Origin of the sequence: Bacillus sp. FJAT-53060 (assembly GCF_037104745.1) — a bacterium.
GTDB lineage: Bacteria > Bacillota > Bacilli > Bacillales > Bacillaceae > Bacillus > Bacillus stratosphericus_B.
In genome coordinates this window covers 19,909-34,634 of record NZ_JBAWSW010000022.1, presented here as the reverse complement: position 1 = coordinate 34,634, position 14,726 = coordinate 19,909, and the positions used below count along the sequence as shown (strand labels likewise).

The following is a 14,726-nucleotide window of genomic DNA, read 5'->3' as shown; positions in this document are numbered from 1 at the left end:
TTCCATGAAGGGCTGTTATCATTCTATTCATTACAATTCTCTTTCATGCGATTTATGAAACTTGTGAATGGACTGAAAGATTCTTCGTGGGTGATCAAACATATGCAAGGTGAGATCTATCTGACAATGTTCCGGATTCATCATATGTTGATCGATAAAAGGCTTTGCGTGAAGTTCATATGCGTATGGCGCTCCGTTTAGTCTTTGCCATATATGAATCGGTACATGAGTTAAATGAACGGGACAAGAAGGGAATGGATACGTTTCCGCTTCCTGTTCAGAGCATCTATAGCTCTGTGCTAACTCTTTGATCAGTTGTTTGTAGAAGAATTTGTGTTCTTTTTCTCTTTCTCTTTGTGCATAAAGGTTCAAACATGGATTCAGCATCGCAATGGACCTTAATACTTCTGGCATCTCTTCGGCCAGGCTCATGGCCACAAGTGCTCCCATCCCCTCTGCTAGCACATGAATTTCTCGGTTTAATATTTCTTGTTTTAATGTGTGATGAACGAGCTGCTTTGCACTAAAAACAGCATCTTCGCATCCCCAGTGATTCCCATGAAGATGACTATTAAACAATGTATATCCTTCATCCTTTAAGGCAGTTAAAAGCTGGTTTCTTCCATAATGCTGAAGCCAGAATGATGTATTTTCCTGCACAAAATGATTTCGGTCACCGAGGATCAGAATGCCAAAGCCATTTGGTTTTTGAGGAAGGTGAATGACGCTCCACTGGGAACCAAGCTGGATAAAACGTTTGCTAACACCCATATGGCCAGCCTCCTTTCAGTGCTTCTGCTTTCTATGATATGAACAATCACTCTCGTAGGAATAAGGAAATCCCCTAAAGACAGAAGAATTCTTTTTATTTTTATAGCAGAAGGTCTCAAAATGGTCACATAAAGGCAGAAAACAGTCTTTTCCCTTGACTCGCATATATGGTATGATAGTCAATAGATTGTTACATTAAGGACGGTGGGATTATGCGTTATTTTATCACCCTCATTTGGACTTTTCTGCTGACACATATGGCAGGTTACATCGTTGCATCTATGAATGGAGCTGTTTATGATTTTACGTTGACTTCCATTCTTGCAGTTGTGTTTACGGTTATTTTATTCATCTTTGCTGAAGTAAGTCCAATGAAAGAAACAGAAAGTTCAACTAAACGCTCTTAATACGTAAGAAACGCTTGCTGACAAAGAGTTAATTTGATCTGTATGGTCAAGGAGCGGAGCGAATTTAACCCTTTGTGAGTACATGCACACAAGACTGCAGGCGAATGTGAAGGTTTGTCTTCACGCTAAACCCCCCTGTTATTTTAGACAGGGGGGTTTTTTTATTGGTTTACGCCTCAACCGTTTCAGACTTCTGTTTTTCAGCCGTCAAATGGCTTTTCGCCAGCCCTGTAAATAGGAAGATCGCGATGCCCGATAAAATTTCAAGCACCCCTCCACCAGCAATGACAGGTCCAGCTCCAAATTTTTCTGCTAGGACACCCGATACGACAGCCGCAAGCGGAAGAAAGACATTGGATGACGCATTGATCACGGCATATACTTGGGGCTGATCCTCTTGGTCAACAGACGTTTGAATAATGACCATTTCCGGTACATTAATGGCACTGACGGCGGCGCCGAACATAAAGGAAGCAAGAAGAACTATGGGCAGCCATGTGCTCATTCCTGTGATAAAGAACGCTCCCCCTTCAATCATTCCAGCGACTATAAAGAACAAACCAAATCTTTTAATTTTTACCTTGGCAAGAGCAAAACCCATCATAAAGGCTCCGACGGCGGCAACACCTCTTAAAATGGAGTAAACCATTGAATCACTTAGCAGCGCTTCTGCTACGTATACAGCGGATAGGGCCTGCCATGGGGCTGCTGCGACATTCATCAGAACACAATAAAGCGTCAGCGCAAATAAAATGTGATGATTTCTGACAACAAGAAAGCCTCTTTTTAAGTTATACAGATATGTATTCTTTACTTGTTTAATCCCCGCTGCTTTCTCTTCTTCTGTCTTCTTTAGTTTAACGCCTATTATAAACAGGCCAGATATGATAAATAAGGCTGTTGTAATCAGCAGAGTATCCGCAGGTCCAATTAATTTGACCAAAAGGCCAGCCACCATCACTGCGGCAAGTGCGACAATTTCAAAAGAAGATTGCAGGATTGCATTTGCTTTTTGAATGAGATGCTTCGGAACAATCTGTGGTAAAATCGCCACAGAAGCTGGGTTATACGCTGCACCTGTTGCCGATTGAATAACCATTAATGAGATCAATAACCAAAGGGGCAATAAATTTGAAAAGTGCAATAGCGGAATAATGAGTACAATTGTTGCTCGAACGACGTCTGAAGCGAACATCCATTTAGACAAATGGTGCTTTTTCATAAGAGGTCCTAGTATTGGGGCTAACAATGATGAAGGAAGAACTGTAACTGCTAGAAGAAGTCCTGTACCGAGCGCACCATCCCCTCTTAAAATTAATAGCCAAAGAACGGATGTAAAGGCAAAGCTTTCTCCTGTATTTTTAATGAGTCTTGATATGAATAATGAGGTGAAGCGTTTATTCCAAACACTTTCACTGAGATTCGTCTTTTCCATACACAAATCCTTTCAACTGTTCTACAATTACATATTTCACCTTAAGTTTTCTTGTTTTCATACTATTTGTTTGAAAATTTGAACTTATTGTTTTTTATTATAAAGAAAAAAGAGGCATGACACATGCCTCTAAAGACTTATTCCCATGGACTCTTAGTCAATTGCTTATGGCTTTCTTTGGTAGGTCCAAACGCGGTTATGGTTCGAGTTATCCGGAAAGACGTCGCCTGCTTTGAGCTTAATCTTTAAAGGATCTTTCACCATACTTCCAGTTTCGCCGATCTCGACATAGACACCGTTATTTGGTGCTTTATTCCCTGATTTAAACTGATGCTGCTGACCCATTTCCATCCTCCTTTCTTGATTGATACTATTATGTCCCGTCACTTGCTTCTCCAATCCTTTATGCAAAAAATCCCTACTCATACGAGTTGGGGACAAATATGGCTTATTTCATTTGATACATGAGCTCTTTAATTAACGCTTTTTGCACATGCAGACGATTTTCTGCCTGCTGAAATACTTTTGAATGTGGTCCGTCAATAATGTCAGTTGTCACTTCTTCTCCGCGGTGTGCAGGCAGACAATGAAGAAAGATATAATCCTTTGATGCATAACGCATAAGATCATCATTGACTTGATATTCTTTAAATTCAGCCAGACGTTTCTCGGTTTCAGCTTCCTGCCCCATGCTTGTAAATACATCTGAATAAATGACATCAGCCTGTTGAACAGCGGCTACAGGATCTGTGGTGACGATCACTTCTGCGCCTGATTGTTTTGCAAACTCACGTGCTGTGTCGGTGACTTCTTGAAGTGGTTCATAGCCTTTTGGTGATGCGACAGCAATATCACAGCCTAGCTGCGAACAGCCGACCATTAGGGAGTGAGCCACGTTATTTCCATCACCGATATACGCCACTTTGACTCCTTTTAATATCCCTTTTGCTTCTTTAATGGTCAATAAATCAGCAAGTGCCTGACATGGGTGTGAGTAATCAGTCAATCCGTTGATAACAGGAATGGACGCATATTTTGCAAGTTCCTCTACCTTCTCATGTTCAAAGGTCCGAATCATAATGCCATCTACGTAACCAGACAATACCTGCGCTGTATCACTAATGGCTTCTCCTCTGCCAATTTGCAAATCGGTTGAGCTGAGGAAGAGCGCATGTCCCCCTAGCTGCGTCATTCCCGCTTCAAACGACACACGGGTTCTAGTTGAAGATTTTTCAAAGATCATCGCTAACGTTTTCCCTTTGAATAAATCTTGATATGGCTTCTGTTTCATTTCTTCCGCTTTTTCAATTAAGCAAGCAATGTCATTGATAGAGAAATCTTTTAACGATAAAAAGTCTTTTCCATATAATGAAAGTTTCACGTCAACTTGACTCATGCCGTCACTCCCTTTTTATATAATTCATGAAGAGATACTGGTGACACATCTCCATCTTTCCCTTGAATGCTTGAGCTGTTTCATATTCGGTTAGTACTTGAACACCTTGTGTGAGGGCTTTTACACTGCTCTTTTGCCTCTTTATCATCCCCTAAATGAATGTGAAGGGATTTGAGGAAGGTTCAGTTCATCAAAAAGCTGATAGAATAAATCACGATCTTCTAAAGCATCTAGTGTGTCAAAGGACGTCGGCTTTTTCTAAACCTTCTGCAGCGTTGATCGCTGTTTGATCGCTTCTACAACGTTTAAAATATGCTCTATTATAATTGGCTCAAAATATAAGCGATCGACAATCTCATAGTCAGTACTTACTGTTTCTGGATTGTTGTTCATCATGATTGTTTCAAATCCATGCTTCTGCAGGGTGAGAACCCCATGAACCGCACTATAATCAAACTCGACCCCTTGCCCAATTCGCGAACCGGACCAGATCCAATGATCAATGCACGCTGCTTTGTTTTCTGTTGATGCTCTCTATCACTTTTCCAAAATACGGGGAATAGAAGTAATTCGTTTTCGCATCGAATTCCGCAGCACATGTATCGACTATTTAAAATGAAGCGGCAAGGTCATATGCTTGAACACATGTAAGAAAAATAGATCATTTTTCGTCATTTGATGAATCGTTCAACCGTTTCTTGTCTGAAAAGAAGCTCCATGACAGCGAAAAAACGACGATCGTCTAGTGTTTTGATTAATTCAACCAATTGTTCAGTCGATTGTTCTTTCAGTTCTGGAAAAAATTTAAATAACCTTTCATGCTTGTGTGTCACCCCAAATTGAATAATTAATTATATAAATGCGTTTTTATGCGTTCTGGTGTAAAAAAATTACACCGTCACCTTTTCATTTGCTAAAACTTGAATAATCGCTTTTATCGCTTGATCCAACTCTGCTTTCTTCACATTTAGAGGAGGTAATAATCGAATAACATTTGGACCAGCTGGAAGTACGAGCAAACCTTGCTCTCTAAGAGCTGTGATGTAATCACCGACTGGCTGATGACACTCGATCCCTGCCATTAATCCTTTTCCTCGTACTTCTTTTACGCTGTTCAACTGTTTGACATCTTGCAGTTTTGTTAAAAGGTAAGCACCCTTTTCTTTGACTGCTGAAAGAAAGTCTTCTTTGAATATCACATCAAGAGTTGCGTTCACAGCTGACATGGCGAGCATATTTCCACCAAATGTTGTTCCGTGTGAACCTGGTGAGAATGCGTCTCCTAAAACTTTTTTTCCTATAACCGCACCGACTGGGAAGCCATTTCCTAGTCCTTTTGCTGCTGAGATAATATCAGGATCAAGTCCCGCTTGCTCGTATGCAAATGCTGTGCCTGTGCGTCCAATGCCCGTTTGGATTTCATCTACGATGAGAAGTGCTTGATGCTTTTCACAAAACGCTTGAACTGCTTTTAGAAATTCTGTTGTAGCTGGATTCACTCCCCCCTCACCTTGTACAACTTCCAGCATGACTGCGGCAACATCCTCGACTTCACACGCTGATATGGCTTCAGGGTCATTAAACGGTACATAATGAAAGCCTTTTAGCATCGGTCCAAAACCGGTTTTGATTTTATCTTGACCTGTGGCAGCCATACCAGCATACGTACGCCCATGGAAAGAGTGCAAAAATGTCAGAATATTTGTTTTCCCTGTGGCTTTACGCGCTAATTTTATGGCACCTTCATTTGCCTCAGCCCCGCTATTGCAGAAAAATACGAGATCCCCTGAACTGTTTGCTGCCAGCTTTTCCGCTGCTTTTTCTTGAAGTCCATTTTCAAATAGGTTCGATACATGCCAGACTTGATCAAGCTGTTCCTTGATGGCTTGATTCACCTTTGAATGATTGTGACCTAAATTTGTGACCGCAATGCCTTGAATAAAGTCTAAATACTTTTTCCCATTTGTATCGACTGCCCAAGAACCTGCTGCCTCTTTAATTTCAACATTCCACCGGCCATATGTTTGAAAGAGATGACTCATAGGATCGCCTCCTTTTGTTTCACAATTCGTGTTCCTTTAAAGGTTTCCCCTGTCAATATACTGCCTTTTCCATTTACGATCATGACTTCATCCACATCTCCTGATAAAGCACTTAAAGCTGATTGTACTTTTGGAATCATTCCCCCGGAAATAATTCCTTCATCAATGAGTGCTAAAGCTTCTTGTTCTGTGACGACGTCTAGCAGCTTACCATTTTTTAATATGCCTTCAACATCTGTGACAAACATAAGCTTATCGGCTTTCATGGCTCCTGCGACAGCTGATGCTACTAAATCGGCATTCACATTTAAGGTTTGGCACTCTTCCGTCATAGATAGCGGTGCAATGACCGGAATGAATTGTTTATCCATTAATGCTTCTGCCATCTCAGGATTGACTTCTTTGATTTCACCAACATACCCGTACACGTCTTGATTGAGAAAATCGGCTACAAGCATCTGTCCATCTTTTCCAGATACGCCGACAGACGAAATGTCATGCTTTGCTAACTCTGAAACGAAGTATTTATTGATCGTTCCCGAGAGGACCATTTCGGCTACCTCTAACACAGGCTTCGTTGTTTTACGCTGTCCATCAACAAATTCCGTTTTCACTTCTAATTTTTGCAGCATGTTGGTGATTTCAGGACCTCCTCCATGTACGATCGCTAGTTTAAATCCAGCAGCTTGAAGTGAGCAGACATTTTCATAAAAGGTTTCTGAAAGCTCTCGAATGACACTACCTCCACACTTGAACACGATCGTTTTATCCATGACTCTCCCCTTCATTATGTGCGATAGCTCGCATTAATTTTCACGTAATCATAGGTAAGGTCACAGCCCCATGCTGCCGCTTCACCTTCCCCTTCATTCATTTGAATCAAAATCGTGATTTCATCCTGCTCTAGATACACTTTTGCTTCCTCTTCTGAGAAAGGCTGCGGTTCATTCTGTTTAAACAGACATTGTCCGCCTAAATAGACTTCAACCTCTTCGGGTGAAACGGAAGCTGCGCTATGACCGATCGCTCCGATGATCCGGCCCCAGTTTGCGTCTGTTCCATATACGGCTGTTTTCACAAGACTTGAACCAACGATTTTTTTCGCAATGATGCCTGCTTCTAAGTTATTTTTAGCGCCAACGACTTTTGCTTCGATTAATTTGGTTGCCCCTTCTCCATCTCTTGCAATCTCTTTCGCTAAATCCTCACAAGCTAGTTTTAAGCCTTCTTTAAACAATGGCCATTCTGGATGCTCTTCATTCAGCACATCATTTTTTGCCATTCCATTTGCCATCACAAGTACCATATCATTTGTCGATGTTTCTCCATCGACAGTAATTTGATTAAAGGTCACGTCTGTAATGTCACGAAGCGCATTTTGTAAGGCTTCCTGTTCGACATTTGCATCTGTTGTGAGAAAGCCAAGCATGGTAGCCATGTTCGGATGAATCATGCCAGAGCCTTTCGCTGCGCCAGAAATCAGGATGTTTTGGCCGTCTATCGTAAGGGTGTATGTTGTATTTTTAATGACCGTATCAGTCGTTAAAATCGCCTCTTCAAAATGGCCCTTTTCTGCTTTTGCTTCTTTCAGCTGAGTGATGCCTTTTTTGATTTTATCCATATCCAGACATTCTCCGATGACACCAGTAGAAGAAACAGCAATGTAATCAGGCGCTATCCCTAACATGTCTGCACAGGCTGCCTGCATCTCGTATGCATCCTTCAATCCCTGCTCACCGGTACATGCATTGGCGATAGCACTATTGACAATCACACCTTTTAATTGCCCTATCTTCTTCAAGCTTTTTTGTGTAACTTGTAGAGGCGCAGCTTGAAAGTGACTTTGTGTGTATACAGCTGCACTCGCTGCTGGTACTTCACTAACGATCAAGCCCAGGTCTTTTTTAGAATAGCGTAATCCAATGTGAATCCCCTTTGCTTCAAAGCCTTTTGGTGATGATACGTCCCCGTCTATTTTGATAATGCTTTTTTCATTTAATTCGATCATGTTTGTTGTCTCCCCTGTTCTTATGGATAAAGAGGTGTCATTGTGAGACCCGCCTCTTCATGTAAGCCTTTGATGATGTTGAAGTTTTGAACCGCTTGGCCGGCCGCGCCTTTCATTAGATTGTCTATGACGGACACGATGGTCAATCTACCTGTTCGCTCATCTAAATGAAAGCCAATGTCACAGAAGTTACTGCCATATACTTCTTTTGTTTGTGGATACACTCCATGATCTCTGACTCTTACAAAATAGGAATCTTCATAAAAGCCGTTCATACGCTTCATCAATTCTTCTTTTGTGACATCTGATTTCAATTGTGTATACATCGTCGCCATAATTCCTCTTGTCATCGGGACAAGATGCGTTGAAAATGTGATGTTCGCCGTTTGCGGATTCCATTCTCTTAATACTTGTTCTATTTCAGGTGTATGCTGATGCTCATTCACCTTATATATTTTAAAGTTTTCGTTTAGTTCTGAAAAATGCGTTCCAAGTGAAGCAGAACGTCCGGCACCGGACACCCCTGTTTTCGCATCGATGATGATCATGGATTCATCGACTAGATTTTGTTTTATTAGCGGTGCTAAGCCAAGAAGAACTGCAGTAGGAAAGCAGCCTGGGTTTGCAATGACTTCCGCCTGCTCAATTGTTTCCCGATTCAATTCAGATAAACCGTACACAGCTTGTTGAATGGATGCTTCATCTGCTGCCCTTCGTTTATACCAAGCTTCGTACGTTGCTCCATCTTGAATACGCAAGTCACCTGATAAATCAATGATCGGCACCCCTTGATTCATGAGCTTTGGCGTGAGTTCACTTGATACGCCTGCTGGTGTCGCTAAAAACACAGCATCTGTTTCTGGCACGATGGCAGCCGGATCAATCGCTTTTAATGTTTGATCTTCAATGTTTGTCAGATGCGGATAAGATTGAATGTATGATTGCCCAGCACCACTTGATGAATACAATATACATTCCTCCACATGTGGATGGTGTCTTAAGATACGAATCAATTCCACACCACCGTAACCTGTAGCACCTATAATACCTATTTTCAACGTGAATACACCTTCTTGATCTTTGTGAAATTATTTAACATTATAACATGTATAAAAATTAATTCAATTGTATATTTAATATTTGTTTTTGTTTTTTTTCATCAAAAAATCCGCATATCTTTGTGAGACATGAGGATTTATCTTTCGTTTTTGATATTGATGACCATGAGCTCACTGCATAAATATAATAAGGAGCTTGCATAAAAAATGAAATGAACGGTAAAAAATCAACATCCATTCCGCCAAGCATAATGGCGATGAATGAATAAAGTACTGTCCAAAAATGGTAGTGTCCGACTTCTTTCATTCTTTTCTTCTCAGTTGTCAGTTCGGTGAAGAGCAGTTTCTCCCCGTGCTTTTGAAACCACCAAGTGAAAGCTAATCATATATACACTTGCTCTACTTCTGATGTGGAAAAAGTAACAGAAGAAAAGCCATTCCAAACGAAAGAATCATTAAAAAGAGACGCCGTCGGTTTTTCAGGGAGTTTCCCTAATCATAAATGAATCAACGCACCACTTAAACCAAACAGACCGTGGCAAGACCAAACTGTGAATAACTTGATCCAACAAAAGAATCCATTCCCATTTTCTTTTCATTATAGATACTCCGTTCTATAAAAATTACATCTATTATTTCAAGCCATTCTTTTCCCTTACATTAATTTTCCACAAAAAAACCTGGTACGAGTCAAACTCATATCAGGCGTTCTTCATATCAGGTTATTGAATTCCAAGAGCGATTTTTGCGTATCTTGACATTTTGTCACGTGTCCAAGGCGGATTCCATACGATGTGAACTTCTGTTTCTTTCACATCAGGCAGGTCACTTAATGCTTTTTTGACTTCATCTACGATAATTGGTGCAAGAGGACATCCCATTGATGTTAAGGTCATCGTGATATCTGCTTTTCCATTCTCATCTAAATTGACATCATAGACAAGTCCAAGGTTGACGATGTCAACATTTAACTCAGGATCAATCACCTGTTCTAGGGCGCCTAAAATATTTTCTTTCATTGCTTCATCCATGATATCCACTCCTTTTTCCACTAGTATAACGTACTTTCTCTTTTGGCTAAATATTTGTGCTTTTCAGATGTGTCTCAAACCAGTCAATTGTTTCAAACATCGCTTGTCTGGTGACCTTATGGCCTGCTTGTTCATCTATGATAAAACGAATCAGGTGCGGGTCTTGCTCATATTGGGTTGCCGCTAACTCGTCATATAGTACTTTTGCGTGGCGATAAGGGACAACAGGATCGTTTTCCGCATGCCAGAATAAAAGTGGTCTTTTGTTTAATCGATCCGTATGCAGCGTTAAATCATAAGGACGAAGGGCGTTTAATTGCTGATGCACCTCTTCGTCCGTGATGTCTTTCATCAGACCTTTATGACGCATGTCCATAATTTGCGCCTTAAAAAAAGTGGTATATTTCGGACTGCCCATCAGGCTGACAGCCGCCTTGATCCAATCATGCTTAGCAAGTGCGCCAAAGGTGGTGATGCCTCCCATGGATGTACCAGCAACGCCTATTAGGTCCGCTTCAATCAAATTTTTTTCTTGAAAACGGGTTTTGAGTATGTCGATTTCACGAATTTCATTCAGGACAATTTCCCAAAATTTCGATGCCAATTCCTCTAAGCTAAGATTTTCTGATCTTACACCATGATAAGCACAGTCTGGCAAAATGACTCTCATACCTTTTTTCGCCAAATGAAAGGCGAAGTGTAAGTTGTGCTCGCGTGCACTTGTAAACCCATGAATAAAAAATACAAGTGGCAGCGGTTTGTCTTTATTTTCAGCTTTTACGATATGTAAAAATGGAATATCGTGTTCAATTTGCTCATCAATGCTGATCACAACCTATGAATCCTCCTTTATCATTCCCGTCTTTGTTTATTTTAACATGTAGACAATGAAGATGTGATAAAGATACACTATAGATAGAGGCGCCGCACTAATGGCCTCCTATCACTTACAGATCAAAGGAGATTTTATGGAGACTAAACCTTATTTAATCGCACTTGACCTGGATGGCACGTTATTAAAAGATGATAAAACCATTTCTGCGCATACACTTGACGTCATTCAAAAAGTGAAAGACAGCGGGCATCATGTATGTATATCAACAGGCCGACCATTTCGTTCCAGCTCTCCTTATTATCAACAATTACAACTTGATTCACCGATTGTGAACTTTAACGGAGCGTTTGTCCATCATCCTCTTGATGAAAAATGGGGTAGATTTCACACATCACTTAATCTTCAAGTCGTCAAACAGCTTGTGGATATTAGTGAAGAGTATAAAGTTCACAATGTGTTAGCTGAAGTGTTAGATGATTTGTATTTCCATTATCATGATGAAAAGCTCATTGATATATTTAATATGAATGCAAACAAAGTAACCGTTGGAGACCTTAGGGACAATCTTGGAGAGAATGTGACGAGTGTCTTAATTCATGCAAAAGAAGAAGATGTCGGAGCCATTCGGAGCTATTTAACAGATGTTCATGCAGAGGTAATTGATCACAGACGATGGGCTGCTCCGTGGCACGTGATCGAAATCATTAAAACAGGCATGAACAAAGCCGTCGGACTGCAAAAAATCAGTGATTATTATGGCGTTCCGCAAGAACGTATTGTGGCATTTGGAGATGAAGACAATGATTTAGAAATGCTTGAATTTGCTGGATGCGGCGTTGCGATGGGAAACGGGATTGATGCAGTAAAACGTGTCTCAAATGAAATCACAGATACGAATGAACATGATGGAATTGCAAAATTCCTAACGAATTACTTCTCGCTTTAATTTTTCCATTCATACATAGCCGAAGGAAGCGGGCATACTACCGTTAGACAGGTTGACCTGTCAGCTTGTGTAAAGGGGCGGATTCCGAATGGGTAAAAGAAGCAAATCGAAACGCTTTATACAACAAGGTAAAGATTCAGTCAGTCTACATGACTCGCGTTTTCCTTATCGTTCTACACTTGAAGAAGTTGCAGACAGACGAGATATGAAGACTGATGCTTCTGGAGGTTCATTGTGAGAAACGAACTTTTTGACCAAGCCAAATCATTTACTGAAGAAGCCCTTACTTCTTCATTTTCATCTGGGTTAGAGCGTCAACAGGCTGTAAAGCGAGCAAAAAATGCCGTATTATCTGCATTTGCCAACTCGACAGATGCAGAAAGAAACCAGTTGCATACCTTCCAAGACCTGCTTGATGATCTTTAACGTAAAAAAGCTGTCCTCTATCTGGTCAAGGACAGCTTTTTTATTCTCATCAAGCAACACGGTTATTTTACTTGGAACGTTGTCTTTTCTGTGATTTGCTTCAGCCCTTCTGCTTTTCCTTTAAACGTTACATCCACTTCATACATTCCAGGCTTCACACCGTTTGACCAAGTATCTTGAAAATCATACGTTTCATCTCTCTTAAGCACAAAAGATTGGATGGCCTGTGTGAACATACGATCTTTCGAGTAACGATATTGTTCATTCCCGTTTTCGTCATACACACTTAGCTCGAATATCTGGCTTGTGTTAAATGTAAATTCAATATCTCGATCTAATTCATTTTTCAGTGACATGTTAAATTGAACCGAAGAACCTTTTTGGACGGGGTCTACTGTGAGTACAACTGTTTTTTCTCCCATTTGACCGGATACCTCCTTGTCTGGTTCGTTCTTTTTTTGTTGTCCCCAAGCTGCTAAAGCAAATAGAACGAAAAGAAGCACAAAACCTTTTTTCATCTTATAACCACCTTTTAATCTCGTCTGAAAAATCCAAGAATATTGGTTGTTTGAACAATATTTGTAAAGGCCTTTGGATCAACTTCCTTTATAATTTGTTCAAGTTCATACAGCTCATACCTCGTAATGACAATCACCATCATTTCTTTTTGCTCGTTGGTAAATGCGCCTTTGGCAGGTACTGTCGTAATGCCTCTTACCATTTTTCCATAAATAGCTTCTTTGATCTCATCAGCTTTCTTTGTCACAATCATCGCCGTCAGCTTCTCATGTCTTGTATGGATGGCATCAATGACCCTTGTGGTCACATATAATGTGACAAGCGTATATAATGCTTTCTCCCAACCTTGTAATAATCCTGCTGTAAAAATGATAATTCCGTTTAAAATAAAGAAATATGTCCCTACTGGCTTATCCTTCCATTTTGCTAAGATCATTGCAAGGATGTCGAGGCCGCCTGTTGATGCTCCGTATTTCAGCGTCATCCCAATACCAAGTGCAGAAATGACACCGCCAAACACAGCATTTAACAAAATATCCTCAGAAACGCTCGTCTCTGGTAAAATACCGAGGAAAATGGTTGTCAGTGCAACACTGATAATGCTATACAAAGTGAAGGAGCGGCCAACTTTCTTCCAGCCTAAAATCCCAACTGGAATATTTAATATAAATAATAGGATCCCTGTTGATAAATAAAATGGCGCATATTGATCAATGAAACTGGATAACAGCTGGGCGATCCCTGTAAAACCGCTCGCATAAACGTCAGCTGGGATTAAGAATAAATTCAGTCCAATCGCATTAAGTAATGCACCAATGACGACGACAATGAGTTTTTTTGCTTCTCCAATAAACATATTGTCATTCCTCCACTTACCATTCTCTCAATGGTTTTCCCTAAAATTTAGAATTTGAACACGAAAAGATGATTTCTATGATATAGTTAGTCTAAAAAAGATGTTAATATGGCTAATTTCTTTTAGAAAGAAGGGATTTTGATGACTGTTCATATCATAGCAGACAGTGCTGCTGATCTGCCTCTTTCTTATTATGATGAACATAACATGACACTCATTCCGCTGCGTGTGCTACTTGGCGAGCAGGAATTTGAGGATTTGATCACCATTGAACCTAAACAAGTATTTGATGCGATGAGACAAGGCGCAAGTCCAAAAACGTCACAGGCTTCACCAAACCGGATCAAGGAAGCCTTTGTTTCTGTCGCACAAACCCATACATCTGCCATTTATGTCGCCTTTTCATCAGAGCTTTCAGGTACATACCAAACAGCTGTGATGATGGCAAACGAAGTGAAGGAAGAATACCCAGATTTCGATCTGCGAATCATTGATTCTAAATGTGCTTCACTTGGCTACGGACTTGCTGTCAAACATGCTCAATCACTTGCCATTGACGGTACAATACAAGAAATTGAAACGTCTGTAAAGCATTTTTGTGAATCTTTACAACATATTTTTACTGTAGACGATTTATCGTATTTAGCAAGAGGCGGAAGAATCAGTAAAGCGTCCGCATTTGTTGGTGGTCTATTAAGCATTAAACCCATTTTACATGTAGAGGATGGAAAACTGATTCCGCTTGAAAAAATTCGTGGACGTAAAAAACTGCTAAGACGCATTATCGAGCTGATGAAAGAGCGCGGAACGGACTGGTCAAACCAAACAGTTGGCATTAGCCATGGTGATGATCCTGCACTTGCGGAAGAAATGAAACAATTAATTGAAACAGAATTTCATCCAAATGAAATAGATATTCATATCATCGGTGCAGCTGTTGGGTCCCATTCAGGCCCTGGAACGCTTGCGATCTTTTTTACAGGCAAACAATAAAAA

Annotated in this window: 17 protein-coding genes and 1 pseudogene; 5 read left to right on the top strand and 13 right to left on the bottom strand. The window is 40.5% G+C overall.

The features are described from left to right. Positions 1-30 precede the first annotated feature (30 nt). Positions 31-771 carry a hypothetical protein gene (locus WAX46_RS09795; protein WP_226567589.1) on the bottom strand — a complete coding sequence of 247 codons (741 nt, stop codon included), beginning with the start codon at positions 769-771 and terminating at the stop codon, positions 31-33. A 212-nt stretch (positions 772-983) separates the two neighbouring features. Here WAX46_RS09795 and WAX46_RS09790 point away from each other — a divergent pair, with 212 nt between their 5' ends. Then, positions 984-1,178, top strand: coding sequence for a YjzD family protein (locus tag WAX46_RS09790; RefSeq protein ID WP_226567588.1), 195 nt, complete (start codon positions 984-986; stop codon positions 1,176-1,178). Positions 1,179-1,347: 169 nt separating this feature from the next. Here the strand turns inward: WAX46_RS09790 and WAX46_RS09785 are convergent, their stop codons facing one another. The 10 genes and pseudogenes from WAX46_RS09785 to WAX46_RS09735 form a co-directional block, all read right to left on the bottom strand. Further along, positions 1,348-2,613, bottom strand: coding sequence for an MFS transporter (locus WAX46_RS09785; RefSeq protein ID WP_226567586.1), 1,266 nt, complete (start codon positions 2,611-2,613; stop codon positions 1,348-1,350). A 165-nt stretch (positions 2,614-2,778) separates the two neighbouring features. Continuing rightward, positions 2,779-2,958: a YjzC family protein gene (locus WAX46_RS09780; RefSeq protein WP_336493790.1), complete on the bottom strand. Its 180-nt coding sequence runs from the start codon at positions 2,956-2,958 to the stop codon at positions 2,779-2,781. A 103-nt stretch (positions 2,959-3,061) separates the two neighbouring features. Beyond that, positions 3,062-4,009, bottom strand: coding sequence for an ornithine carbamoyltransferase (argF, locus tag WAX46_RS09775; RefSeq protein WP_226567583.1), 948 nt, complete (start codon positions 4,007-4,009; stop codon positions 3,062-3,064). Positions 4,010-4,183: 174 nt separating this feature from the next. Further along, positions 4,184-4,649, bottom strand: a pseudogene (locus WAX46_RS09770) (carbamoyl phosphate synthase preATP-grasp domain-containing protein); the annotation flags it as partial. A 250-nt stretch (positions 4,650-4,899) separates the two neighbouring features. Further along, entirely contained in the window at positions 4,900-6,051 is a 1,152-nt protein-coding gene (locus WAX46_RS09765) for an acetylornithine transaminase (protein WP_226567582.1), read from the bottom strand. Next, entirely contained in the window at positions 6,048-6,824 is a 777-nt protein-coding gene (gene argB / locus WAX46_RS09760) for an acetylglutamate kinase (protein WP_336493782.1), read from the bottom strand. The genes WAX46_RS09765 and argB overlap by 4 nt, the downstream gene beginning before the upstream one ends. A gap of 14 nt (positions 6,825-6,838) precedes the next feature. Then, the gene (argJ, locus tag WAX46_RS09755) at positions 6,839-8,059 is read right to left on the bottom strand and encodes a bifunctional ornithine acetyltransferase/N-acetylglutamate synthase (RefSeq protein ID WP_226567580.1); all 1,221 of its coding nucleotides are present in this window, start codon (positions 8,057-8,059) and stop codon (positions 6,839-6,841) included. Between the two features lie 20 nt (positions 8,060-8,079). Then, complete coding sequence (argC, locus tag WAX46_RS09750) at positions 8,080-9,117, bottom strand: N-acetyl-gamma-glutamyl-phosphate reductase (protein ID WP_336493780.1); 1,038 nt, start codon at positions 9,115-9,117, stop codon at positions 8,080-8,082. 722 nt (positions 9,118-9,839) lie between these two features. After that, entirely contained in the window at positions 9,840-10,148 is a 309-nt protein-coding gene (locus WAX46_RS09740; RefSeq protein ID WP_226567576.1) for a metal-sulfur cluster assembly factor, read from the bottom strand. A 46-nt stretch (positions 10,149-10,194) separates the two neighbouring features. Next, positions 10,195-10,980: a prolyl oligopeptidase family serine peptidase gene (locus WAX46_RS09735; protein WP_336493779.1), complete on the bottom strand. Its 786-nt coding sequence runs from the start codon at positions 10,978-10,980 to the stop codon at positions 10,195-10,197. Positions 10,981-11,116: 136 nt separating this feature from the next. Between WAX46_RS09735 and WAX46_RS09730 the strand changes: the two genes are divergently transcribed. The 3 genes from WAX46_RS09730 (at position 11,117) to WAX46_RS09720 (ending at position 12,355) form a co-directional block, all read left to right on the top strand. After that, positions 11,117-11,929 (top strand): Cof-type HAD-IIB family hydrolase, encoded by an 813-nt coding sequence (locus WAX46_RS09730; RefSeq protein ID WP_226567573.1) that lies wholly within the window; start codon positions 11,117-11,119, stop codon positions 11,927-11,929. A gap of 88 nt (positions 11,930-12,017) precedes the next feature. Continuing rightward, entirely contained in the window at positions 12,018-12,167 is a 150-nt protein-coding gene (locus tag WAX46_RS09725) for a competence protein (RefSeq protein ID WP_226567572.1), read from the top strand. Beyond that, the gene (locus WAX46_RS09720) at positions 12,164-12,355 is read left to right on the top strand and encodes a DUF3813 domain-containing protein (RefSeq protein ID WP_336493777.1); all 192 of its coding nucleotides are present in this window, start codon (positions 12,164-12,166) and stop codon (positions 12,353-12,355) included. The genes WAX46_RS09725 and WAX46_RS09720 overlap by 4 nt, the downstream gene beginning before the upstream one ends. Positions 12,356-12,417: 62 nt before the next feature. Here the strand turns inward: WAX46_RS09720 and WAX46_RS09715 are convergent, their stop codons facing one another. Beyond that, entirely contained in the window at positions 12,418-12,873 is a 456-nt protein-coding gene (locus tag WAX46_RS09715; protein WP_281430317.1) for a BsuPI-related putative proteinase inhibitor, read from the bottom strand. A 14-nt stretch (positions 12,874-12,887) separates the two neighbouring features. Then, positions 12,888-13,730 carry a YitT family protein gene (locus WAX46_RS09710; RefSeq protein ID WP_226567571.1) on the bottom strand — a complete coding sequence of 281 codons (843 nt, stop codon included), beginning with the start codon at positions 13,728-13,730 and terminating at the stop codon, positions 12,888-12,890. A gap of 141 nt (positions 13,731-13,871) precedes the next feature. Here WAX46_RS09710 and WAX46_RS09705 point away from each other — a divergent pair, with 141 nt between their 5' ends. Further along, positions 13,872-14,723: a DegV family protein gene (locus tag WAX46_RS09705; protein WP_226567569.1), complete on the top strand. Its 852-nt coding sequence runs from the start codon at positions 13,872-13,874 to the stop codon at positions 14,721-14,723. Positions 14,724-14,726 lie beyond the last annotated feature (3 nt).